Source organism: Streptomyces sp. NPDC005803, assembly GCF_040630435.1.
Classification (GTDB): Bacteria; Actinomycetota; Actinomycetes; order Streptomycetales; family Streptomycetaceae; genus Streptomyces.
The window spans coordinates 270,289-292,513 of record NZ_JBEXXO010000007.1 but is presented as its reverse complement, the minus strand read 5'-3'; the positions used below and the strand labels follow the sequence as shown (position 1 = coordinate 292,513).

The 22,225-nt window shown below is 72.1% G+C and carries 19 protein-coding genes; 6 read left to right on the top strand and 13 right to left on the bottom strand.

The genetic code is table 11. The features are described from left to right. The first annotated feature begins 139 nt into the window (after window positions 1-139). The gene (locus ABZ454_RS13230; protein ID WP_359537782.1) at window positions 140-1,102 is read left to right on the top strand and encodes an FAD-dependent oxidoreductase; all 963 of its coding nucleotides are present in this window, start codon (window positions 140-142) and stop codon (window positions 1,100-1,102) included. 26 nt (window positions 1,103-1,128) lie between these two features. On the opposite strand, the gene ABZ454_RS13225 is transcribed toward ABZ454_RS13230, so the two are convergent. Together ABZ454_RS13225 and ABZ454_RS13220 are read right to left on the bottom strand one after the other, a co-directional pair. After that, window positions 1,129-2,874, bottom strand: a complete 1,746-nt coding sequence (locus tag ABZ454_RS13225) for a BCCT family transporter (RefSeq protein ID WP_359537780.1) — start codon at window positions 2,872-2,874, stop codon at window positions 1,129-1,131. A 74-nt stretch (window positions 2,875-2,948) separates the two neighbouring features. Then, window positions 2,949-4,289 (bottom strand): M14 family zinc carboxypeptidase, encoded by a 1,341-nt coding sequence (locus ABZ454_RS13220; RefSeq protein WP_359537778.1) that lies wholly within the window; start codon window positions 4,287-4,289, stop codon window positions 2,949-2,951. A 400-nt stretch (window positions 4,290-4,689) separates the two neighbouring features. Between ABZ454_RS13220 and ABZ454_RS13215 the strand changes: the two genes are divergently transcribed. After that, window positions 4,690-5,733: a LacI family DNA-binding transcriptional regulator gene (locus ABZ454_RS13215; protein ID WP_359537776.1), complete on the top strand. Its 1,044-nt coding sequence runs from the start codon at window positions 4,690-4,692 to the stop codon at window positions 5,731-5,733. Window positions 5,734-5,763: 30 nt separating this feature from the next. Here ABZ454_RS13215 and ABZ454_RS13210 read toward each other — a convergent pair whose 3' ends face one another. Further along, window positions 5,764-6,645 carry an oxygenase MpaB family protein gene (locus ABZ454_RS13210; protein WP_359537774.1) on the bottom strand — a complete coding sequence of 294 codons (882 nt, stop codon included), beginning with the start codon at window positions 6,643-6,645 and terminating at the stop codon, window positions 5,764-5,766. Window positions 6,646-6,958: 313 nt separating this feature from the next. On the opposite strand from ABZ454_RS13210, the gene ABZ454_RS13205 reads away from it, so the two are divergent. After that, window positions 6,959-7,933 carry an oxygenase MpaB family protein gene (locus ABZ454_RS13205; protein WP_359537772.1) on the top strand — a complete coding sequence of 325 codons (975 nt, stop codon included), beginning with the start codon at window positions 6,959-6,961 and terminating at the stop codon, window positions 7,931-7,933. Here the strand turns inward: ABZ454_RS13205 and ABZ454_RS13200 are convergent. From ABZ454_RS13200 to ABZ454_RS13185, 4 genes are all read right to left on the bottom strand, one after another. Continuing rightward, window positions 7,851-8,483, bottom strand: a complete 633-nt coding sequence (locus ABZ454_RS13200) for a TetR/AcrR family transcriptional regulator (RefSeq protein WP_356322678.1) — start codon at window positions 8,481-8,483, stop codon at window positions 7,851-7,853. The two genes, ABZ454_RS13205 and ABZ454_RS13200, sit on opposite strands and share 83 nt — an antisense overlap. A 150-nt stretch (window positions 8,484-8,633) precedes the next feature. After that, entirely contained in the window at window positions 8,634-11,324 is a 2,691-nt protein-coding gene (locus ABZ454_RS13195) for a M4 family metallopeptidase (protein WP_359537770.1), read from the bottom strand. A gap of 132 nt (window positions 11,325-11,456) precedes the next feature. Then, window positions 11,457-12,554 (bottom strand): helix-turn-helix transcriptional regulator, encoded by a 1,098-nt coding sequence (locus ABZ454_RS13190; protein WP_359537769.1) that lies wholly within the window; start codon window positions 12,552-12,554, stop codon window positions 11,457-11,459. Window positions 12,555-12,588: 34 nt separating this feature from the next. Further along, on the bottom strand, window positions 12,589-12,750 hold the full coding sequence (locus ABZ454_RS13185) for a hypothetical protein (RefSeq protein WP_359537819.1): 162 nt from the start codon (window positions 12,748-12,750) through the stop codon (window positions 12,589-12,591). Between the two features lie 129 nt (window positions 12,751-12,879). On the opposite strand from ABZ454_RS13185, the gene ABZ454_RS13180 reads away from it, so the two are divergent. Further along, a complete protein-coding gene (locus tag ABZ454_RS13180; RefSeq protein WP_359537767.1) occupies window positions 12,880-13,611 on the top strand; it encodes a MerR family transcriptional regulator in 732 nt (243 codons plus the stop codon). Between the two features lie 51 nt (window positions 13,612-13,662). Here ABZ454_RS13180 and ABZ454_RS13175 read toward each other — a convergent pair whose 3' ends face one another. From ABZ454_RS13175 to ABZ454_RS13160, 4 genes are read right to left on the bottom strand one after another with little or no spacing between them, the layout of a single operon-like run. Beyond that, window positions 13,663-15,834 carry a 3-hydroxyacyl-CoA dehydrogenase NAD-binding domain-containing protein gene (locus ABZ454_RS13175; protein WP_359537765.1) on the bottom strand — a complete coding sequence of 724 codons (2,172 nt, stop codon included), beginning with the start codon at window positions 15,832-15,834 and terminating at the stop codon, window positions 13,663-13,665. A gap of 31 nt (window positions 15,835-15,865) precedes the next feature. Then, window positions 15,866-17,080: an acetyl-CoA C-acetyltransferase gene (locus ABZ454_RS13170; RefSeq protein WP_359537763.1), complete on the bottom strand. Its 1,215-nt coding sequence runs from the start codon at window positions 17,078-17,080 to the stop codon at window positions 15,866-15,868. A gap of 52 nt (window positions 17,081-17,132) precedes the next feature. Then, a complete protein-coding gene (locus tag ABZ454_RS13165; RefSeq protein ID WP_359537761.1) occupies window positions 17,133-18,275 on the bottom strand; it encodes an acyl-CoA dehydrogenase family protein in 1,143 nt (380 codons plus the stop codon). Beyond that, window positions 18,275-19,435 carry a CaiB/BaiF CoA-transferase family protein gene (locus ABZ454_RS13160; RefSeq protein ID WP_359537759.1) on the bottom strand — a complete coding sequence of 387 codons (1,161 nt, stop codon included), beginning with the start codon at window positions 19,433-19,435 and terminating at the stop codon, window positions 18,275-18,277. The genes ABZ454_RS13165 and ABZ454_RS13160 overlap by 1 nt, the downstream gene beginning before the upstream one ends. Window positions 19,436-19,694: 259 nt before the next feature. On the opposite strand from ABZ454_RS13160, the gene ABZ454_RS13155 reads away from it, so the two are divergent. After that, window positions 19,695-20,885 carry a saccharopine dehydrogenase NADP-binding domain-containing protein gene (locus tag ABZ454_RS13155; RefSeq protein WP_359537757.1) on the top strand — a complete coding sequence of 397 codons (1,191 nt, stop codon included), beginning with the start codon at window positions 19,695-19,697 and terminating at the stop codon, window positions 20,883-20,885. Window positions 20,886-20,967: 82 nt separating this feature from the next. Here ABZ454_RS13155 and ABZ454_RS13150 read toward each other — a convergent pair whose 3' ends face one another. Beyond that, window positions 20,968-21,111, bottom strand: coding sequence for a hypothetical protein (locus tag ABZ454_RS13150; RefSeq protein ID WP_356325237.1), 144 nt, complete (start codon window positions 21,109-21,111; stop codon window positions 20,968-20,970). Window positions 21,112-21,192: 81 nt separating this feature from the next. Continuing rightward, window positions 21,193-21,870 (bottom strand): endonuclease V, encoded by a 678-nt coding sequence (locus tag ABZ454_RS13145; RefSeq protein ID WP_359537755.1) that lies wholly within the window; start codon window positions 21,868-21,870, stop codon window positions 21,193-21,195. A 58-nt stretch (window positions 21,871-21,928) separates the two neighbouring features. Between ABZ454_RS13145 and ABZ454_RS13140 the strand changes: the two genes are divergently transcribed. Further along, on the top strand, window positions 21,929-22,222 hold the full coding sequence (locus ABZ454_RS13140; RefSeq protein WP_359537753.1) for a YciI family protein: 294 nt from the start codon (window positions 21,929-21,931) through the stop codon (window positions 22,220-22,222). Window positions 22,223-22,225 lie beyond the last annotated feature (3 nt).

Genomic DNA, 22,225 nt, shown 5'->3' with positions numbered 1-22,225 from the left:
TGGTGGTCGCCGTGGGCCGGAATCCCTCCACGGGGCGGGGTGCCGGACCGGGGGCGCGTACGCGGCGGGCATCACCCGCGTCCTCCCGTTCCCGGGCCCCTGTGAGCACGTTTTCACGTGTCTCCGTTAGCGTCCGGCCATGAGCGGAGACAGGACGGGCAGGGGCGGCGGCGCGGCAGTGCCGGACGTGATCGTGGTGGGGGGCGGGGTCATCGGCCTCACCACGGCGGTGGTGCTGGCGGGGCGCGGTCACCGGGTGCGGGTCTGGTCCGGGGCGCCGGCCGCGGCCACGACGTCCGCGGTGGCTGGCGCCCTGTGGTGGCCGTACAGGATCGAGCCCCGGGACCGGGTGGGCGACTGGTCGCTGGCGTCGCTGCGGTGGTACGAGGAGCTGGCCGCCCGGCCGTGGGAGACCGGGGTGCGGCTGGTGGACGGGGTGCACCGGGGTGAGCGGCTCGACGCGCTCGGGCCGTGGGCGGGGCAGCTGACCGGGGTGGTGGAGACCGCCGAGGGGCTGCGGTGCCGGCTGCCGCTGATCGACATGCCCGTCCACCTGGAGTGGCTGGAGGAGCGGGTCAGGGAGGCCGGGGGCTCGGTGGAGCGCCGGACCGTCACCTCGTTCGGCGAGGCGGCGGCGGAAGCGGCGACGGTGGTCAACTGCACGGGACTGGGCGCCCGGGAGCTGGTCCCGGACGCCGGGGTGCGTCCGGTGCGCGGCCAGTTGGTGCTGGTGGAGAACCCGGGGGTCGAGGAGTGGTTCACCGAGGCGGACCCGGCGTCGAGCGAGACGACGTACTTCTTCCCGCAGCCGGGCCGGCTGGTGCTCGGCGGCACGGCGGGGGCCGACGACTGGAGCACGGTGCCCGATCCCCGGACGGCGCGGGAGATCGTGGCCCGGTGCGCCCGGGTCCGGCCGGAGATAGCCGGGGCGCGGGTGATCGGGCACCGGGTGGGGCTGCGGCCGGCCCGGGACGCCGGGGTGCGGATCGAGGCCGAACCGCTGCCCGGCGGCGGGCGACTGGTGCACAACTACGGGCACGGGGGCGCCGGCGTGACGGTGGCCCTGGGGTGCGCCGAGGAGGCGGCCCGGTGGGTGGGCTGAGCCGCCGTCGCCGGGCATGAGACGGATCAGCCGTCCGTGGGTGTCGAGCCGCCGGGCTTGTCGTGGTGCTCGGTCGTGATCTGGCTGCCGCCGGGCCCGATCCTGATCTCGAAGTCGCCGTCGTACTTCGCGTGCCCCTCGATGACCGCGGACTCGACGGCTTCCACGCCGAACTCGCGGCGCACGATCAGCGGGTCCTCGCGCAGGTCCCTCATCAGGGCCACACACATGCCGATCATCACGATGGTGAAGGGCGCGGCCACCAGAATGGTGAGGTTTTGCAGGCCGGCCAGCGCATCGCCCTTGCCGTTCCCGATGAGCAGCATGACGGCGGCCACCGCGCCGGTGACCACGCCCCAGAAGATGACGACCCACTTGGCCGGTTCGAGGATGCCCTTCTGGGAGAGGGTGCCCATCACGATGGAGGCGGCGTCCGCGCCCGAGACGAAGAAGATGCCGACCAGGATCATCACCACCAGGCTCATCACGGTGGGGATGGGGAACTGCTGCAGTACGCCGAAGAGCTGGGCCTCCTGGGTGTCGGCCCCGCTCAGCTTCCCTGCCTCCTGGAGCTTGATCGCGGTACCGCCGAAGATCGCGAACCAGACCAGGCTGACGGTGCTGGGCACCAGGATGACTCCGCCGATGAACTGGCGGATCGTCCGGCCCCGGCTGATCCGGGCGATGAACATGCCCACGAAGGGCGTCCAGGAGATCCACCAGGCCCAGTAGAAGACGGTCCAGCTGCTGAGCCAGTCCGCGACCTCGCCCTTGCCGGTCGCCTCGGTGCGGCCGGCGAGCTGGGCCAGATCACCGATGTAGGCGGCGATCGAGGTGGGCAGCAGGTCGAGCACGATGATGGTGGGTCCCGCGATGAACACGAAGACGGCGAGGATCAGGGCGAGCACCATGTTGATGTTGGACAGCCACTGGATGCCCTTCTCCACGCCGGAGATCGCCGAGGCGACGAAGGCCACGGTCAGTACCGCGATGATCAGGACGAGCAGCCCGGTGCCCGTCTTCTCCTTCCAGTTCAGTTCGTGGAACCCGCTGCCGATCTGGAGGGCCCCCAGGCCCAGCGAGGCGGCCGAGCCGAAGAGCGTGGCGAAGATGGCGAGGATGTCGATCAGCCGGCCGACCCCGCCGTGGGCGTGGCGGGGGCCGATGAGCGGCTCGAAGACCGCACTGATGGTCTGCCGCCTGCGGCGCCGGTAGGTGCTGTACGCGATGGCGAGACCGACCACCGCGTAGATCGCCCAGGGGTGGAGCGTCCAGTGGAAGAGGGTGGTGGCCATGGCGGTCTGCATCGCCTCGGCCGCGTCGGCGGGATGGGTGCCGGGCGGCGGGTGGATGAAGTGCGCCAGGGGCTCGCTGACTCCGTAGAACATCAGGCCGATGCCCATGCCGGCGCTGAACATCATCGCGACCCAGGACACCGTCCTGAATTCCGGCTCCTCGCCCTCCTGGCCGAGGGCGATCTTCCCGTACCGGCTGATGGCGAGCCAGAGGGCGAAGACCACGAATCCGGAGGCGGCCAGCATGAAGGCCCAACCACCGTTGTGCATCAGGCCGTTGAGCAGGGTGCTGGAGACGTCCTCCAGCGAGTCGGTCGCGGTGGCGCCCCAGACCACGAAGGCGAGGGTGAGGACCGCGGTGACGCCGAACACCACCCGGTCGGTCCTGGGGTGCCGGCCCTGGGTCGGATCGCCGGGCAGATCCGCCGTCACCGACCGATCCCCCTTGCCGCCCGTTCTCTGATCGTCCTGCGACACGAATGGCACCTTTCACGGAAGCTGGAAATTCGCTCTCCGTAGGCAGTACCACACAGCGTGTGCATCTCCCGGGATCAACAAGCCGTATCGGGTTGCCCGTCTGTGAGGCGGGAGGCCGCCCGCCGGTCCAGGAGGAGCGGGATCAGTCTCCGGGCGGACTGCCGCAGAGGTACGTACACACCGTCACCGTCGGGCCGGGACGTGACACCGTGCAGGGCCAGTTCGTCCCGGGCGCCGGCGTAGCGTTCCGCCGTGAGCCGGTAGCCGCAGGGCGGGTCGGCGAGGATCTCGCCGGGCTCCGCCGCCTCGTTGTCCGCTCCCCCGAGGTAGACCGGCCCCCGGTCGGCGAAGCCTGCGGCGCGCGACCGGGCGGTGGCGGCGCGGATGGGGGCGCGCTCCTCGTCGGTGGAGGCGAAGAGCGCTTCGAGCGCGACGCGTTGGGACCGCACGCGGCGGCGCCGCGCCAGGGCGGGGTCGTTCCGCTCGGCCTCGGAGAGCGCGTCCGCACGGGATTCGACGAGCAGGCCGAGCGCGTGTTTGACGGCGGCCATGTTGCGCAGCACGCGTTCCTGTCCGTCGCCCGCGGACTGCTTGACCGGATCACCCGTCACCGGGTCGGTCCAGACTCCGTACCGGCCGCTGCTGAACCCCGCGTCCAGCGCGGCCGGGCGCACGTGGCGTTCGACGAGGCGCTCGGACGCGTCGTGCACCTGGTCGTCGGCGTTGAGGGTGCGGGGCCAGAGGGCGTAGAGGTCCTTGTCGTAGTAGGGCGGGGTCGCACCGTACTCGTGGAGGTCCTCGATCACATCGGGGGTGCGGTCCCTGATGACCGCGGCGAGGGCGCGGGCCTCGGCGGTGCGCAGGGCGATGTGGTCGCGGTTGACGTCCAGACCGTCGGCGTTGCCGCGGGTGCCGGCGGCCATGCCGTCGGGGTTGGCGGTGGGCAGGACGAGGACCCGGGTGCGGGAGAGGAAGGCGCGTGTCGCCGGGTCCGTGGCGTAGGCGAGGTCGCGGATCGTCGTCAGACACGCCTCGCGTCCCGCGGGTTCGTCGCCGTGCTGGCCGCAGACCAGCAGCACGGTGAGCGCGGCCGGACGGCCGCTGCCGATCCTCACGAGGCGCAGGGGGCGCCCTTGTCGCGTGGTGCCGATCCGTTCCACCCTGGTCCCGGCGCCGTGGTGGACGACAGCCGCGAGCAGCGACCGTTCCTCGTCCGCGCCGGTCCACCGCGCCCCGTCGGAGGCTTCGAAGCCCGTCCGGGGCGGGGTGCGCGCCGCCTCGGACGGCACGGTGACGAGGGGCACGGCAAGGGCGACGGCGGCCGCCGTCAGGGCGAGGTTACGGACGGGGTGGCGGCTGGAGCGCGGCCCACGGCCCGAGCGCCCGGACAGACCGCCCGGCTCGGGGCCGGTCATCGGCGGCGGCCGCTCGCCGGAGCTGGGCGGCCACCTCCCCGTCCGTTCGCCGGACGGGGCGTCACCGGCCGCTGTCCGCCGCGCCGCTCGGTCGGCCCGGGTGCGGGGCCGGAGGCGTTTTGTTCGTCCGCGGGCGGGGCCGGAGACATTCCGTTCGTCCGGCGGGCACCCCGCGCACGTATCGGCATGGGCGGAAGGTACCCCGTACGGCTCCCGAGCGACAGACCCGACCGGGACCGGGTGCCGGGCGGGCTCGCGGTGCCCGGCAGCCCGTCGGCGTCCACCGGTCCGCGAGCATGCCCGGCAGCCTGTCGGGAGGGGTACTAGGCTGATGAGATTCGCACGGACCGGCCGGCCCCGGCCGGTCCCTGCCTCCTTCCGCGCCTCCCAGGAGCGTCTCTTGCCCGGTCCGACCCCCGACGCCTCTCCCGACGCGCGCCCCACGCTGGAGGCGGTGGCGGCCCGCGCCGGTGTCTCCCGGGCGACCGCCTCCCGGGTGGTGAACGGCGGTGCGGGGGTGCGCCGGCCGCTCGTGGAGCAGGTCCGCAAAGCGGTCGATGAGCTCGGATACATTCCGAACCGGGCGGCCCGGACCCTGGTGACCCGGCGCAGCGGTGCGGTCGCCGTGATCATCGACGAACCCGAGGCGCGGATCTTCTCCGATCCTTTCTTCGCTCAGCACATCCGCGGCATCAGCCGGGAACTGAGCGCGCACGACGCCCAGTTGGTCCTGCTCCTGGTGGAGGGCAGCGGGGACTTCGAACGGGTCACCCGCTATCTGGCCGGCGGCCATGTCGACGGGGTGCTCGCGTTCTCGTTGCACACCGACGACGAACTGCCGTCGGTCATCCGCCGGTTCCGGGTTCCCACGGTCTACGGCGGCCGGCCGGGACGGCCGGGTGCGGCCGGTGGGCCCGCCGTCCCCTATGTGGACTGCGACAACCGAGGGGGTGCCCGCGAGGCCGTGCGCCACCTGGTCTCGCTCGGGCGCCGGACCATCGCGCACATCGCGGGGCCGCGCGACCAGACGTCGGCGCTCGACCGGATCGACGGCTATGCCGACGTGCTGCCGGACGGCGATCCCGCCCTGGTCGCCGACGGTGACTTCACCCCCGAGGGCGGCGCCCGGGCGATGGCCCGGCTGCTGGAGCGGCGTCCGGACCTGGACGCCGTCTTCGCCGCCAACGACCTGATGGCGTCGGGGGCGCTGCGGGTGCTGCGGGAGCACGGCCGCAGGGTGCCGCAGGACGTGGCGCTCGTCGGGTTCGACGACATGGAGTCGGTCGCCGAGGCCACCGACCCTCCCCTGACGACGGTTCGTCAGGACGTGGTGGAGATGGGGCGGTTGATGGTCCGGCTGCTGATGGCCAGGCTCAACGACGGGACCGCCGCAGCCGATTCGGTGATCACGCCGACGGAACTGGTCCGCCGCGCCTCGGCGTGACCCCGGCCGTCCGGCGCCCGGTGGGGGCGGTCAGCGCGCGCCGCGCCGCCGCGCCGCCCGGTGGGCCGCCCGCGCCCGCCGCGCGCGCGGCAGATAACGCAGCCTTTCCGGCAGCACCGGCACCACCACCCGCACCACGGCACAGAACCGCCGGAGCCTGCGCTCCTGGGCATCGGTCCACTCCAGGCCGATCGCCTCGCGCGCGTCCGGCGGCATGAGCCCGATGGTGAGGAAGCGGCGGAACCGGGCCAGCGGCGGGAGCAGCGCGGGCCACAGGAGTCGCAGCAGCAGCCGGAGGACCAGAGGGCCCCGGTCGGGGGGCGGCACCGGGGTGCCGGGGGCGACGAGCTCCTCGACGACGACGGTCCGCTCGATCTCGTCTGCGAGCATGCGGCGGTAGTAGGGCCAGAACTCCTCGATCGTCTGCGGCATGTCCCGGTCGTGGATGCCGAGCACCCGGCCCACCTGGAGCCACTCCCGGTACAGCGCCCGCTCCTGCTCCGGGCCGAGCGGCCGGATCAGGTAGCGCGCCCCGTGCCGGTACACGGGGAAGCCGGTGGCGTGCACCCAGGCGTAGTTCGCCGGTGACAGCGCGTGATAGGGGCGGCCGCGGGTGTCGGTGCCCTGGATGGTGCGGTGCAGGCGGCGGAGCCTGCGCCCCTCCTCGGCCGCTTCCTCTCCCCCGTACACCCAGAGCTGGAGCGAGCTCAGGGAACGTTCGCCGCGCCCCCACGGGTCCGTACGGAATACGGAGTGCTCGTCGACCCCCGCGCCGACGGCGGGGTGGGCGACCTGAAGGGTGAGGGCGGCCGGCAGCATCAGCAGGGCCCGGATGTCACCGGACAGGCTCCACAGCACCCCGCCGGGCGGGGGCGGTGCGGGATCGGCGCCCCTGGCTGTCTCCCTGCTCATGCGGCGCTCCCGACGGTCGACGGGTGCCCGGCCCGGCGCCCGGCCCCCTGCTGATCCAGTATGCGAGCGCGCCCGCCGTCGTGCGCACCGGCCCTGCGCCCCCGCCCCCGCCGGAGCGCGTGCTCTCCCCGCCGGGGGTCGACGGCGGTGTTGACGGAGCTCGTGAAACAAGTCGATAGTATTTGTAACTTTGACTCCCCGACCCGACGGCCCCCTCATCTCACTTACGCAGCAGGCACGTTGGGCCGTCCGGCAGCGACACCCCACCCGAGCGGTCCCGCGGGGAGTCGGTACACGGACAGGAGGGCGCACCATGGGCCGATACAGCCGCCTGCACGAGATACGCCGGATGGATCCGGCGCGCGACTACGCCGAGATCCTTCGGCTGATCTCTCAGTACGAGTTCCCCTGGGACTACCGGCAGGGGGTGAGCGTCGCCTTCCTCCGGGACTACGGCGTCCCCCGGATCTCCGTGCTCCTCGACCGGACCCAGGAGTTCGAACGGGCCGGGCAGAAGCGGTTCGACGACACGGTGCTGATCGGGTACGAGATGGCCGCCGACGGCTTCGACTCGGAGCGCGGGCGGGCGGCCGCGCGTCATCTGAACCGGATCCACGGCAAGTACAGCATCCCGGACGAGGACTTCCGCTACGTCCTCGCGACCACGGTCGTGGGGCCCAAGCGGTGGATCGACCGGTTCGGCTGGCGCCCCCTGTGCGCGCAGGAGGTCCAGGCACTGGTGGAGGCCGGCCGCAAGATGGCGTCGCTCATGGGCATCGACGGCGCGCCGGACACCTACGAGGGGTTCGAGGCGCTGCTCGACTCCTACGAGGAGCGGATGTTCGCGTACGACCCGGCGAACCGGCGGGTCGCGAACGCCACCTTCCGGGTCATCGCGAGTTGGTATCCGCGCCCGTTCCGGCCCCTGGTGGCGAGGTTCTCGCTCGCCCTGCTCGACGAGCCGCTGCTGACGGCGCTGGGCTTCCGGCCCCAGCCGCGGTGGGCGCAGGCCTCGGCGTCGGCGTCACTGCGCCTGCGGGCGCGTTGTGTACGCCGGCTGCCGGCCCGGCCGGGACGCTTCCCCTCGCGCCCGCAGCCCCGTTCGTACCCCTTCGGCTGGCGGCTCGACGACCTGGGGCCGCACTGGGCCCGCAACCGCCCTCTGGAACCGCTGCCCGACGAAAGGGACGGGGCCGTGGGCGGGGCTAGCCGGCCCCGAGCAGGGGAACCAGGTAGCGGCGGGCGAACTCCCGCACCTGGGCCTCGTCGTCGAGCTCGAAACAGCTGACGGGGTTGAGGAGGAAGGAGACGGTGATCCGCACCATCAGTTCGGCGACCGGGGTCGGATCACTGACCGGCCGGCCCTCCGCGCGCCGGGCCTCGCGCAGACGGTCGGCCAGGTAAGCGCGGATGGCCAGGAACGCCGGACCGCTCTCCACGGTCAGGAACGGCAGCATGGTCTCGGGCTCCAGCCTCAGCAGACCGCCGATGAGCGGGTGCTCGCGGATGTGCCGGAGCACCGCGGCGAAGCCTTCGACGAGGCGGTCCTGCGTCGTCGGCAGCTCGGACACCGCCTCGTCCACCTCCCCCACGAACCTGCGGTACTCGCGCAGCAGGCAGGCGGAGACGAGGCTGTCCTTGTTGCCGATCCGCCGGTACACGGTCACCCGGGAGACGCCGGCGCGCTTGGCGACGTCGTCGACGGTGGAGCGGCGCAGCCCGAAGGTCATGAACTGCTCGCGCGCGGCGTCCAGGATCTGCTCGCTCAGCGCGTCGGAGGGCGGCCTCTCGGCGAGCGCCAGGGCCAGCCGTGTCCCGTCGGTGCTCCGTGCCGTCATGGGCCCTCCCCTGTTCCGCCGCTTCCACCCCCACCATAGGAGTCGGTACGGAGCGGCTCACCCCGTACCTCCGTATCGGCGGGCAGGGCGCCCACCGGAGTCCGCGGAGTCCGGTGGGCGCCCTGCCGGTGGCGCGGTGCCGGGCCGGGGCTACTCGCAGGTTCCGGCGAACGTCCTGCGGGTGACCACGTCGGTGGCCGCCGCGCTCGTGTCCAGCCAGGCGACGCGCTGCCCGTCACCGAGGGACGGGGCCAGCTGGGCGCCGGAGGAGCAGGAGACCCGGTGGTAGTTGTCGAGGCCGGCCAGGAGGTCGGCGGTCGTGGAGACGTACACCTTGCCCGGCCCGGACCAGGAGCCGAGAGCGCCCCAGAAGTCGTAGGTCGAGTAGGCGAAGTAGTCGTCGTTGACCGAGAACTGCGCCAGGGTGGCGGACGTCGGGAAGGCCGGTTCCACAGCCTTGGACAGGTCGTCCAGGGGCGCCGACCGGAACGTCGTGCTCGGGATGAGGAAGCCGCCCGTCTCCCGCCAGAAGACGCGGTCGGACGTGAACTGGATGTCCGAGACGTAGTTGAAGAGCCAGCCCGGGATGCGCTTGGTCTGCGTGGCGCCCGTGGCCGCGTCGTACAGGTACAGCGTGTCGCCGTCTCCGCCCGCCCAGGCGACGTGACCGTTCTTCATCGCGAGCCGGGCGGCCCGGGTACCGGCCTCCGGGGTCAGGTTGACCGTTTCGCCGTGGGCCTCGCGGAGCATGACGTCCTGCTCGCCGTCGGCGGTGGTGCTGATCCAGGCGAGCGCGCCGTCGTCCGTCACCGGCTCGGTCTCGTCCGCGTCCGGGCGGTCGACCAGCTTCCTGATCGCGCCCTGGCCCTTGGCGCCGGCCTCGTAGACGCCGATGGAGCCGGCGGCGATGCGGGTGAAGACGACGCGGTCGTCGTCCAGGGACGGGTCGAGCAGGTAGGCGTCCTTCTGTGCCAGCTCGTGCTTCGCGTTCTTGTCGAAGCGGCCGACGGTGATGCCGAAGGCGGCGCCGCCCTGGTCCCAGGCGATGGCGTCGCCGTGGCTGATCGCGTAGACGTTCCCGTTGATCTGGGCGGCCTGCTCGTCGACCCCGCCGTAGACCTCGTACGCGGGCAGGACGTCGGCGCCGATGGTGGTGCCGTCGTGCGTGCCGCCCTTGTGCTCCCAGCCCTTCTCGATGCCGTGGGTGTCGAAGGCCTTGTCGATGGCGGCGAGGTCGGCCCGGGAGACGTGCAGGGACTTGGCGGCGAGGGTGACCGCGTCGCGCATGTCGGTGAAGCCGGACAGCGGCGTGAGGTAGTTCTGCGCGGACCGGTAGACGATCTGGTCGGCGAGCTTGCTGTCGAGGTTCTTGCGCATGTCCCACAGCGCGCCGCCGACGATCGTGGAGTTGGAGTGCACTCCGCCGTTGTCGAAGTCGAGCGTCATGGGCACGTAGTCCCGCTGCGCGTTCCGCCCGTCGTTAAGGTCGCGCAGCGCACACTCCTCCAGCGGCTTCGTGCCGTTGCAGAGGTACTCGCCGATGAGACCGGACGTCGGGTCGCTCATCGCGATGCCCTTGTCGGCGGTCTCCATGGCGTTGCCGAAGTAGTCCGATATCGCCTCGTTGAGCGCGCCCGACTGGTTGAGGTAGACGAGCCCGGCGGAGTGTTCGGTGACGCCGTGCGTCATCTCGTGGCCGACGACGTCCAGACCGACGGAGAGCGGTACGCCGTCCATGTGGCCGTAGACCATCTTGGAACCGTCCCAGAAGGCGTTGGCGTAGTCCTTGCCACCGGAGGCGACGTTGACGACGGAGTAGATCGTGCCGCCCTTGCCGTCGACGCCGTCCCGGCCGACCTGGTCCTGGTAGAACGCGTACACCTTCTGCGCGTTCAGGTGCGCGTCCACCGCGCCCGACGTGGTGTTGGCGCCGTCGAAGCGGTCGCTCGCCGACGTGCCCAGCGGGACGTCCTCGGTGACCGGGCCGCCCGCGACCAGGGTGTAGTCCTTGCGCCGCGCGTCGTACGTGCGGATCTGGCCGCCGGTCCGCGGGTACATGGCGCGCGTCGAGTCGACGAGCGTGTACGAGCCGTCCGTCTCCTTGTTGACGTCCAGCTTCTCCTCGCTGCCGTCGACGCGTACGCCGGTCCCCTCGGCGGGCGACGCGTCGGCGGCGTCGATGTTGTTGTACGAGAGCGCGATGCCGCCCACGCGGGCGTCGACGTACACCTCCTGGCGCAGCGGGCTGCCGTTCGCCTGGCCGCCGGTGACGGTGAAGTGCCAGGCGAGCCTGCCGCCCCGGGCGTCGGGCAGCACCGACAGGCCGTGCCCCTCGGTCTTCGCTCCCCGCACGCCGGACAGGCCACGGTCGAGGGTGAACATCCGCTGTTTCGCGGTGGCTTCGCTCACCGTCGGAGCGGTGGAGACCGTGAGGCCGGTGTAGAGCGTGCCGGTGGCGGAGGTGACCTGCTGGCCGCCGTCGGCCGCCTGCGTCTGCACCGCGTACTCGGCGCCGAAGACCGGGACACCGTCGTGCCTCTGCTGGAAGCGCACCGATGACTGGGTGCCGTCCTTGGTGGTCTTCACCGTCCGCAGATCGGAGACCGGGACCTTGTACGTGTCCTCGTGCGCCTTCAGGTGAGCCCGCGCGGCCTCGGCCGGGGTGCCTTCCCTGGGGCCCTCGTCCAGGCCCTGGGTCATCGCGGGGGCGACGCCTGCCGGGTCCGTCGCCGGCGCCGTGGCGGCGTCGTCCGCCCACGCCGGCGCGCCCATCAGTGCCGCGCCGGTCGCGGCCGCGACCACCCCGGTCGCCAGCATCCGCAGCACGCTCGTTCGTCTCACTGGACCTCCCCATCGACACCTGCGTCCGGGGCGCCGGGGCGCCTCGGGCGTTGACGTGCTGATCGTTCGTCATGAGGCGCCGCGTGAACAGGGGGTGATCCAGGCGCGAAAGCGCCGTGGCGTATTTACGCCTCAGGAATGCGCCTGTGCGGCCGAGTTGTCCGATGTTTCGGGGAGCCACCCGGCACGGGCCGCGTACCAGCCGAGCTGAAAACGCGTCGCCGCGCCCACCTCGTCCATCAGGGCGTGCAGGCGGCGCTGCACGGTCCGATGGCCCATCCCCAACTGGCGTGCGATGGCGGCGTCGGTCAGGCCGACGTGCAGCAGGGACACGATCTGCCGGTCGATCGCCGCGACCGGGGACGCGGCGTCCTCGTCGGCACCGGGCGGGGTCAGCCGCCGCCCCTTCTCGAAGTGCGCCTCGAAGAGGGAGACAAGGGCTGTCAGGAGACCCGTCCGATGGACGACGAGTGCCACCGGTTCGTTCTCGCGCTCCGGGTCCAGGGGCAGCAGGGCGATGCGGCGGTCCACGATGACGAGCTTGGTCGGCAGCCGGTCCGTGACGGAGATGTGCTGGCCCTGGGCGACACAGGAGCCCACCACGGCCGCTGTCGCCGGATGCTCCAGCCACGCCCGTTCGACGACGCTGCGCACGGTGACCCCGCGGCGCATCATCTCGGCGTCCGCCTCTTCGTGGTTGTCCTCGAAGCTGAGCAGCGCGGGCATGTGCCTGGCCGGCACGAAGGTGCACACCTCGCTCCTGGCCTGACGCTGCATGGTCACCAGGCGTCGCCGGACCGCCGCCGGACCCGACAGCACCTCCACCGGAGCGCCGGCGCCGTACATCTGCGCCGAGCGGTGGCGCTCGGAGAGGTCGCCGACGAGCGACTCGACCCGGTGCAGTGCGGAGCGCCGGGACTCCAGGAGCGGCCCGAGCGCGAGGACGGGCGGGGCGGCCCGGTAGCGGGCGGGGCCGCCGGAGTCCGGCAGGTCGGCACTGGCGAGCCCCCGTTCGACGAGGGAGTCGAGGGCGCCGGCCACCACCGCGTCGCTCAGCGGGCCCGTGAGCGCGTCGGGTTCGCAGTCCGGGCGGTCCACGAGCAGACGGTAGACCGCGTCCTCGTCAGGTCCGAGGCCCAGCAGCGTCAGCAGTGACGCGTCCACCGGGTCGCCCGGTCCGACGCCGTCGGACCGGCCGGGTCCCCCGCCCCGCGTCTCGGCGCCCGTCATGCCCCACCCCTGTCCTGCCGCCCCGTGTACGGGGTCAGGTTATCCGGCGCGACCGGGACGCAGAGTCCTCGCCGAAGTCGTACACCGTCACCGGTACGCCCCGTGCGGTCAGCCCCTTCTCGACCAGTGGCTCGATCCGGGTCCACTCCCCGCCCGCCAGCCCGCAGCCGATCCGCGGCATGTGGACCGAGGCCATGGCACCAGGCTAAGTACCCCCACTGACAGTCCGGCTCTTTCACATCACTGGTGAGACAGCAATACTGTTGGACCGGAACGAGGCGCACGCACACAGCGGCCCACCCGCAGACGGACGCGAGGAGCAGACATGGCGACCGGCGCCGAGGAGCCCAGGCTCACCGTCGACGAGCTGGCGGCACGCGCCGGGGTGACCGTGCGCACGGTGCGCTTCTACAGCACCCGGGGGCTGCTGCCGCCCCCGGTCATCGGGCCGCGCCGGGTCGGGCACTACGGGCACGCGCACCTCTCCCGGCTGGCGCTGATCGAGGAACTCCAGCACCAGGGCATGACGCTGGCCGCGATCGAACGCTATCTGGAGCAGTTGCCCCCCGACCTGAGCGCCCAGGACCTGGCGATCCACCGGGCCCTGGTGGCGTCGTGGACGCCCGATTCGGCGGAGGAGGTGACCCGCGCGGAACTGGAGCGCCGCACGGGCCGGAAACTCTCGGACGAGGACCTCGCCCGGCTGGCCGCGATGGGCGTGCTGGACCGGGCCCGGCCGGGCGGCGACGTCTACCGGGTGGATCCGGGGCTGCTGCGGCTCGGGGTGGAGCTGCTCGACGTACCGATCGCGCACGAGACGATTCTCGCCGCCCGGACCGTGCTGCTGGAGCACACCCGCTCGGCCGCGCGCGAGCTGACCCGGCTGTTCCGGGACGAGGTGTGGGGTCCGTACCGGGAGCGGGAATCGGATCCGGAGCACCTCAAGGCGATGAAGTCGCTGTCGGCGCACATGCAGCCGCTCGTGCTGCAGGCGCTGGTGACCGCGTTCCAGCGCTCGCTCAAGGAGGAGCTGCGGGCCGCCTTCGCGGCCGAGTAGCACCGTGACGGGCCGCACCCCGGCTCGCGGGGTGCGGCCCGCTCCGGCCCGTCAGTCGTGGAAGGTCTCGCCCTTCTCCGCCTTCGCCACGAGCAGCGCGGGCGGCAGGAACCGGTCGCCGTAGCGCTCGGCGAGTTCGCGGGCGCGGGCCACGAACCCGGGCAGGCCGCCCTCGTACCCGTTGATGTACTGGAGCACGCCGCCGGTCCACGGCGGAAAGCCGATGCCCATGATGGAGCCGATGTTGGCGTCGGCGACGGTGATCAGGACGTTCTCCTCCAGGCAGCGGACACTGTCCAGGGCCTCGGAGAAGAGCATCCGCTCCTGCATGTCGGTGAAGGAGATGTCCGTGCCGGGCTTCGTGAAGTGCTCGCGCAGGCCGGGCCACAGGCGGGTGCGCCCGCCGTTCTCGTCGTACTCGTAGAAGCCCGCGCCGCCGCTGCGTCCCGGTCGGCCGAACTCGTCGACCATCCGGTCGATGACCGCGTCGGCGGGGTGGCCGGCCCAGCTGCCGCCCGCCTCCTCGACGGCCTTGCGGGTCTCGTTGCGGATCTTGCGGGGCAGCGTGAGCGTGAGCTCGTCCATCAGGGAGAGCACCTTGGCCGGGTAGCCCGCCTGGGCGGCGGCCTGCTCGACGGACGCGGGCTCGACGCCCTCGCCGACCATGGCGACGCCCTCGTTGATGAACTGGCCGATGACCCGCGAGGTGAAGAAGCCGCGCGAGTCGTTGACGACGATCGGCGTCTTCTTGATCCGGCGCACCAGGTCGAAGGCGCGGGCCAGGGCCTCGTCGCCGGTCTTCTCACCCTTGATGATCTCGACGAGCGGCATCTTGTCGACGGGTGAGAAGAAGTGCAGCCCGATGAAGTCGGCGGGGCGGGACACCCCTTCGGCCAACGTCGTGATGGGCAGGGTGGAGGTGTTCGAGCAGAGCAGGGCGTCCGGCTCGATGATGTCCTGGATCTCCTGGAACACCTTGTGCTTGAGCGCGGTGTCCTCGAACACGGCCTCGATGACGGCGTCACAGCCGGCGAGGTCGGCCGGGTCGCCGGTCGGGGTGATGCGGGCCAGCAGCTCGTCGCGCTCCGCCTCGGTCGTACGGCCCCGGGAGAGCGCCTTGTCGAGCAGCTTCTCGCTGTACGCCTTGCCCTGGGCGGCGGCCTCGGTGGAGACGTCCTTGAGGACGACGTCGATGCCGGCCCGGGCGCAGGAGTAGGCGATGCCCGCGCCCATCATCCCGGCGCCGAGCACGGCGACCTTGCGGACCTGGCGCTCCTCGACGCCCGCCGGGCGGCTGGCACCGGAGTTGACGGCCTGGAGGTCGAAGAAGAACGCCTGGATCATGTTCTTGGAGACCTGGCCGGTGACCAGCTCGGTGAAGTAACGGGCCTCGATGGTCAGCGCGGTCTCGAAGTCGACCTGCGAGCCCTCGACGGCCGCGGCGAGGATGTTGCGCGGCGCGGGCATGGGGGCGCCGGCGAGCTGCTTCTTCAGGTTCGAGGGGAAGGCCGGCAGGTTGGCGGCGAACTTGGGGTTCGACGGGGTGCCGCCGGGGATCCGGTAGCCCTTGACGTCCCAGGGCTGCTGCGATTCGGGGTGGGCGTCGATGAAGGCGCGGGCCTTCTCCAGCATCTCCTCGCGGGTGGTGGCGACCTCGTGGACGAGGCCGTTCTCCAGGGCGCGCCGCGGGGTGTACTGGGTGCCCTGGAGCAGCACCTTGAGCAGCGCGTCGGCGACGCCCATGAGGCGTACGGTGCGGGTGACGCCGCCACCCGCGGGCAGCAGACCGAGGGTGACCTCGGGCAGGCCGATGCGGGAGCCCGGAGCGTCGAGGGCGACGCGGTGGTGGGAGGCGAGGGCGATCTCGTAACCGCCGCCGAGGGCGGCGCCGTTGATCGCGGCGACGACGGGCTTGCCGAGGGTCTCGATGCGGCGGAGCGAGTTCTTGATCGCGGTGCCGGTGTCGAAGGCCTGCTGGGCGTTCTCGGGACCGACCTTGATCATGTCCTTGAGGTCGCCGCCGGCGAAGAACGTCTTCTTGGCGGAGGTGTAGATGATGCCGCGGATGGAGTCCTTCTCGGCCTCGGCACGGTCGGCGACGGCCGCGATGGAGTCCTTGAAGGCCTGGTTCATCGTGTTGGCGGACTGGGCGGGGTCGTCGAGTACGAGGGTGACGACGCCGGTCTCGTCCTGTTCCCAGCGAATGGTCGTGCTCTCGGTCATGTGCTTGTCTTCTCCGTAGGAAGGGGAACGGTCAGAGACGCTCGATGACGGTGGCGATGCCCATGCCGCCGCCGACGCACAGGGTGGCGAGGCCGTAGCGCTTGTCCTGGCGCTCCAGCTCGTCGATGAGGGTGCCCAGGATCATCGCGCCGGTGGCGCCGAGCGGGTGGCCGAGCGCGATGGCGCCGCCGTTGACGTTGATCTTGTCGAGCGAGAGCCCCATGTCGCGGGCGAAGCGCAGGACGACGCCGGCGAAGGCCTCGTTGATCTCGACGAGGTCGATGTCGTCGATGGTCAGTCCGGCCTTGGCGAGCGCCTTGCGGGTGGCGGGCGCGGGACCGGTGAGCATGATGGTGGGCTCGGATCCGGAGACGGCCGCGGAGACGATCCGGGCGCGCGGGGTGAGACCGTAGCGCTCGCCGATCTCCTTGGAGCCGATCGCGACGAGGGCGGCTCCGTCGACGATGCCGGAGGAGTTGCCCGCGTGGTGGACGTGGTCGATCTTCTCCACCCAGTGGTACTTCTGCAGCGCCACCGCGTCGAAGCCGCCCATCTCGCCGACCGCCGCGAAGGAGGGCTTGAGCGCGGCGAGGGAGTCCGCGGTGGTGCCGGGCCGCATGTGCTCGTCGTGATCGAGGACGACGAGGCCGTTGCGGTCCTTGACGGGGACGACGGAGCGCGCGAAGCGGTTGTCCTTCCACGCCTCGGCTGCCCGCTCCTGCGACAGGGCGGCGAACTCGTCGACGTCGCGGCGCGAGAAGCCCTCGATGGTCGCGATGAGGTCGGCGCCGATGCCCTGCGGTGCGAACCCCGTCTCGTAGTTCGTCATGGGGTCCATGGCCCAGGCGCCGCCGTCCGAGCCCATCGGGACCCGGGACATCGACTCGACGCCGCCCGCGAGGATGAGGTCCTCCCAGCCCGAACGGACCTTGGCGGCGGCCAGGTTGACCGCCTCCAGACCCGAGGCGCAGAAGCGGTTCTCCTGGACGCCGGCGACGGTGTCGGGCAGGCCCGCCGCGATGGCGGCGATCCGCGCGATGTCGGACCCCTGGTCGCCGAGCGGGCTGACCACGCCGAGGACGATGTCGTCGACGGCGGCCGGGTCCAGGCCCGGGAAGCGGTCGCGGAGCTCGTGGATCAGGCCGACCACGAGGTCGATCGGCTTGGTGCCGTGCAGGGCCCCGTTGGCCTTGCCGCGGCCGCGCGGGGTGCGGATCGCGTCGTAGACGAATGCTTCGGTACTCAAGACAGCTGCCTTTCGAGGGTGGTGGCGCGACGAGGGGTCGAGGGGGGCGGGGTCAGGCGAGCAGCGAGCGGCCGATGATCTCCTTCATGATCTCGGTCGTGCCGCCGTAGATGGTCTGGATGCGGCCGTCGGTGAACGCCCTGGCCACCGGGAACTCCGCCATGTAGCCGTATCCGCCGTGCAGTTGCAGGCAGCGGTCGGCGACACGCTTCTGCAGTTCGGTCGCCCACCACTTCGCCATGGAGGCGTGCACGGCGTCGAGCGTCCCCTCCGAGTGGTCGACGATGCACCGGTCGAGGAAGGTCCGGGTGACGGCGCACTCGGTGGCCATCTCGGCGATCTCGAAGCGGATGTGCTGGAGTTTGGAGAGCGGCCGTCCGAAGGCCTCGCGCTCCTTGACGTACGTGGTGGTGATCTCCAGGAGGTGTTCGGCGGCGGCGATCCCGGCGACGGCTATGCCCATCCGTTCCTGGGCCAGATTGGTCATCAGGTGGAGGAAGGCGCCGTCGCGCTCACCGAGGAGGTTCTCCTTGGGGACACGCACGTCGTGGAAGAACAGTTCGGCGGTGTCCTGGGACTTCTGGCCGATCTTCTCGAGGTTGCGGCCACGCTCGAAGCCCTCCGCGCCGCGCTCGACGACGATCAGGGAGAGCCCCTTCGCGCCGCCGTCCGGTGTGGTCTTCGCGACGACGACCACCAGGTCGGCGAGGATGCCGTTGGAGATGAACGTCTTGGAGCCGTTGAGCAGCCAGTGGTCTCCCTTGTCCTCGGCGGTGGTGCGGATGCCCTGGAGGTCGGAGCCGGCGCCGGGTTCGGTCATCGCGATGGCGGTGATGATCTCGCCGCTGCAGAAGCCGGGCAGCCAGCGCCGCTTCTGTTCCTCGGTGGCCAGGCCGGTGAGGTAGGGGCCGATGATGTCGTTGTGCAGGCCGAGCGCGAGGCCGGGGGTGCCCGCCCGGGTGAACTCCTCGGCGAGGACGGCGCTGTAGCGGAAGTCGGTGGTGCCGCCGCCCCCGTACTCCTCGGGGACGGCGAGGCCGAGCAGCCCCTGCCGTCCGGCGGCGCGCCAGGCCTCGCGGGAGACGATGCCGTCCTTCTCCCACTGCTCGTAGTGCGGGAGGACCTCCTTGGACAGGAAGGTGCGGACCGTCTCGCGGAACGCGTCGTGCTCTTCGGTGAAGATCTGCCGCTGCATCAGTCGGTCGTGTCCTTCCGGAGGGTCCGCAGGGCCGGTACGCCCCAGTCGGCGGCGACGGCCTCGGTGTCCGCGCCCGGCCTCGCCGGTCCGCTGTGCACCGAGGAGGGTGTGGCCGAGAACCGGGGCGCGGGCGCGGGCTGGGTGAGTCCGCCGTGTTCGACGAAGGTGGAGCGGGCGGCGAGGTGCGGATGGTGCGGCGCCTCGCGCAGGGAGAGAACGGGAGCCACGCAGGCGTCCGAGCCGTCGAAGACCTCGGTCCACTCGGCGCGGGTGCGGGTGCGGAAGCGGGCGGCGACGACAGCGCGCAGTTCGTCCCAGCGGGCGAGGTCGCCCCGGTCGGGGGCCGTCTCCCCGATTCCGAGGAGTTCGGTGAACTCGGCGTAGAACCGCTGCTCGAGCGGGCCGACCGCCATGTACTGGCCGTCGGCGGTCTCGTACGAGCCGTAGAAGGGGCAGCCGCCGTCCAGGAGGTTGGAGCCGCGCCGGTCCTGCCAGCCCCCGGCCTGGAGCATGCCGTGGATCATCATGGTGAGGTGCGCGGCGCCGTCGACGATCGCCGCGTCGACGACCTGTCCGCTGCCGCCGGGGGTCCGGGCGTGCTGGAGGGCGGCGAGGACGCCGACGACGAGGTAGAGCGAGCCGCCCGCGTAGTCGCCGAGCAGGTTGGCCGGGACGGTGGGGGGCTCCCCCGGCCGGCCGATCATGGAGAGGGCGCCGGTGACGGCGATGTAGGCGATGTCGTGCCCGGCCCGCTCCGCGAGCGGGCCGTCCTGGCCCCAACCGGTCATCCGTCCGTAGACGAGCCGCGGATTGCGGGCCAGACAGGCGTCCGGACCCACGCCCAGGCGTTCTGCGACGCCGGGCCGGTACCCCTCGATGAGGACGTCGGCGCGCTCGACGAGGTCCAGGACGGTCCGCGGCCCGGAGGCCGCCTTGAGGTCGACGAGGACGGAGCGCTTGTTGCGGTTGGTGAGGTCGCGGGCCGGATCGATGCCCAGGCCGGCCCCGCCGGGCCGGTCGACCCGCACCACGTCGGCGCCCAGATCGGCCAGGAGCATCGCGGCGAACGGACCGGGCCCGATGCCCGCCAGCTCGACCACACGCACCCCGCTCAGCGGGCCGCGCGGCCCGGACGAGCCGTTCCCTGTCGTTGCCATCGAGCCCCCAGCGGTGTGACACAACCGATGTAACATCAACGATGCTAAGAACGCACCGCGCTCCGCACAACCCTTTGGGCGAGCAAGCGCTTAGTTCTTTCCCTGGGATCCTCTCCCACGAAGCCTCCCCGGCCGCAGAGCGCCACGTCCGACTCCGCTACCCTCTGCCTGCCCGGGGCCTGTACGGGGTGCTCCCGTGACGCCACCGGACCATCCCGTCTCAGGCCCTCCATCGGCGCCGGCGCCCGCGGAGGCACTCGTGAACAGGCAGAACGGGGCATCACGCCCCTATGACGTGGTCCTCTTCGGCGCCACCGGTTTCGTGGGGGTGCTCACCGCCCGGTATCTGGCGGCCAACGCTCCGGACGGCTGCCGCTGGGCCCTGGCCGGACGCGACCGGGCCAAGCTGGAGCGGCTGCGCGACCGCCTCACCGCGGTGTATCCGCACTGCGCGGACCTGCCGCTGCTGCACGCCGACGCCGACGACGGTGACGCACTGCGCGAACTGGCCGAGTCCACCCATGTGGTGGCCACGACCGTCGGCCCGTACCTCTGGTACGGGGAGAAGCTGGTCGCCGCCTGCGCCGAGGCGGGGACGGACTACGCCGACCTCACGGGTGAGCCGGAGTTCGCCGACCGGATGTATCTGGAGCACGACGCCCGGGCGCGGGAGACCGGGGCGCGGATCGTCCACGCCTGTGGTTTCGACTCCGTTCCGCACGATCTGGGCGTGTACTTCACCGTCCGGCAGCTGCCCGAGGACGTCCCGCTGCGCATCGACGGATTCGTCCGCACCAACGCCGTCTTCTCGGGCGGTACGTTCGCCTCCGCGCTCACCGCCATGGGCCGCGGCCGCCAGTTGCTGAGCGCCGCCAGGGAACGCCGGCTGCACGAACCGCGGCTGGCCACCCGCCGCGCCCGCGCCTCGCTCGGCGGGCCGCGCTTCAGCACCGAGACCGGTACCTGGGCGCTCCCGCTGCCGACGCTCGACCCCCGGATCGTGGAACGCTCGGCCCGCGCGCTCCCCCGCTACGGCCCCGACTTCCGTTACCGGCACTACGCCTCGGTCAGGCGTCTGCCGGTAGCCCTGGGCGGCACCGCGGCGCTGGGCGCCCTGCTCGGCGCGGCGCAGCTGCCGGCCGTACGGACCTGGCTGATGAATCGCTATGAGCCGGGCTCAGGACCGGACGAGGAGCGCCGCCTGCGGAGCTGGTTCACGGTCCGGTTCGTCGGCGAGGGTGGTGGCCGACGGGTCTTCACCGAGGTGTCGGGCGGCGATCCCGGCTACGGCGAGACGGCGAAGATGCTGGCGGAGTCGGCGCTGTGCCTGGCGCTGGACGAGCTCCCGCCGTCCTCGGGGCAGGTCACCACGGCCGTCGCGATGGGGGACGCGCTGCTGGAGCGCCTGCGCGCAGCCGGGCTGCGCTTCCGGGTGGCGGCCGTGCGCTGACGCGCCGCCAGCCGGAGGGTCAGAGGTGTCCGGCACAGGGCTGCGGCGTCGCGCGCGCACCCCTGCGCCTGCCGGACACCCCTCAGAAGAGCCAGGAGGCCAGGGTGTAGAGCATCGCCCCGGCCCAGACGAAGCCGACCGCGCCCCCGACCAGCACGCCCACCGCGACACGGCGCTGGGCGGGGTGAAGGGGGGCGGTCCGGACAGTTGAGCGAGATGCGTTCATGTGTCCAGACTGCCGACCATGATCGGCGGGCGCTATCCGTACGGATACTCAGACGCCCGGCCGCCCTCCCCGCACCGGTGCTCAGGCGGTGGCCTCCCGCAGGGCCCGCCTGCACAGCGCGTCGGCCCTGCGCGTGGTCTCCGGCTGACGGAAGTCGCGCGCCAACTGGAGCGTGTGCGCACAGGCGTTGTCCAGCCCCGTGCGGTGTCCGACCGAGACGTACACCGGTCTGGTGCCGTCCTGGGTGCGCAGCGCCTGCCCCACCACCTCGTCCCCGTCGAGCAGGGGCGAGCGGTCTCCGCGGCGGGGGCCGGGCTGTTCGTACGAGAAGGTGAACGGGTTCTTCGCGACGCCGATGACAGGGAGCCCGGTGAGCACGCCCAGGTGGCTGGCGAGGCCGAAGCGGCGCGGGTGCGCCCGTCCGTACCCGTCGCAGACGACGAGACCCGGGTCGGCGGACAGCGACTCCAGCGCGGCCAGCACGGTGGGGATCTCGCGGAAGGCGAGGAGCCCGGGGACGTACGGGAAGGTGACCTGCCCGACGGCGGTGGACTCGGCCACCACCTCCAGCGTGGCCGCGTCCAGCACGACGGCCGCCGCCACGACGACATCGCGGGCGTCGTCGTAGGCGACGTCGACGCCCGTCACCCGGCCGGTACCCGGCGGTGGCCCGGGCTCGTCGAGTACCACCCGGGTGCGCAGGGTGTCCTGGAGGGCACGGGCCTCGGCCTCGTCGGCGGGCATCCGGAGTGTCGTCATGATGACGGTGAGCTTAGAGGGCCCCGGACGGGGGCGGCGCTCCCGTAGCCTGGAGATCATGTTCGTACTCGAGTTGTCCTACACCGCCCCGCTGGACCGCGTGGACGCCGTGCTGCGGGAGCACGTCGCCTGGCTCGACGCGCACTACGCGGCAGGGGTGTTCATCGCCTCCGGCCGCAAGAACCCCCGTGACGGCGGGGTGATCCTCGCGGTGGGCGACGACCGGGCCGTGATCGAACGGCTGACGGCCTCCGACCCCTTCGTCGTGCACGGCGTCTGTGCGTACCGGGTCACCGAGTTCATCGCGACGAAGACGTCGGACGCGCTCGCTCCGTACTGTCAGCAGCTGTAGCGC

Coding starts and splice junctions, on each gene's coding strand:
- ABZ454_RS13230 (WP_359537782.1), top strand. CDS start 140: ATGAGCGGAGACAGGACGGGCAGGGGCGGCGGCGCGGCAGTGCCGGAC.
- ABZ454_RS13220 (WP_359537778.1), bottom strand. CDS start 4,289: ATGACCGGCCCCGAGCCGGGCGGTCTGTCCGGGCGCTCGGGCCGTGGG.
- ABZ454_RS13210 (WP_359537774.1), bottom strand. CDS start 6,645: ATGAGCAGGGAGACAGCCAGGGGCGCCGATCCCGCACCGCCCCCGCCC.
- ABZ454_RS13205 (WP_359537772.1), top strand. CDS start 6,959: ATGGGCCGATACAGCCGCCTGCACGAGATACGCCGGATGGATCCGGCG.
- ABZ454_RS13200 (WP_356322678.1), bottom strand. CDS start 8,483: ATGACGGCACGGAGCACCGACGGGACACGGCTGGCCCTGGCGCTCGCC.
- ABZ454_RS13190 (WP_359537769.1), bottom strand. CDS start 12,554: ATGACGGGCGCCGAGACGCGGGGCGGGGGACCCGGCCGGTCCGACGGC.
- ABZ454_RS13185 (WP_359537819.1), bottom strand. CDS start 12,750: ATGGCCTCGGTCCACATGCCGCGGATCGGCTGCGGGCTGGCGGGCGGG.
- ABZ454_RS13180 (WP_359537767.1), top strand. CDS start 12,880: ATGGCGACCGGCGCCGAGGAGCCCAGGCTCACCGTCGACGAGCTGGCG.
- ABZ454_RS13175 (WP_359537765.1), bottom strand. CDS start 15,834: ATGACCGAGAGCACGACCATTCGCTGGGAACAGGACGAGACCGGCGTC.
- ABZ454_RS13165 (WP_359537761.1), bottom strand. CDS start 18,275: ATGCAGCGGCAGATCTTCACCGAAGAGCACGACGCGTTCCGCGAGACG.
- ABZ454_RS13160 (WP_359537759.1), bottom strand. CDS start 19,435: ATGGCAACGACAGGGAACGGCTCGTCCGGGCCGCGCGGCCCGCTGAGC.
- ABZ454_RS13150 (WP_356325237.1), bottom strand. CDS start 21,111: ATGAACGCATCTCGCTCAACTGTCCGGACCGCCCCCCTTCACCCCGCC.
- ABZ454_RS13145 (WP_359537755.1), bottom strand. CDS start 21,870: ATGACGACACTCCGGATGCCCGCCGACGAGGCCGAGGCCCGTGCCCTC.
- ABZ454_RS13140 (WP_359537753.1), top strand. CDS start 21,929: ATGTTCGTACTCGAGTTGTCCTACACCGCCCCGCTGGACCGCGTGGAC.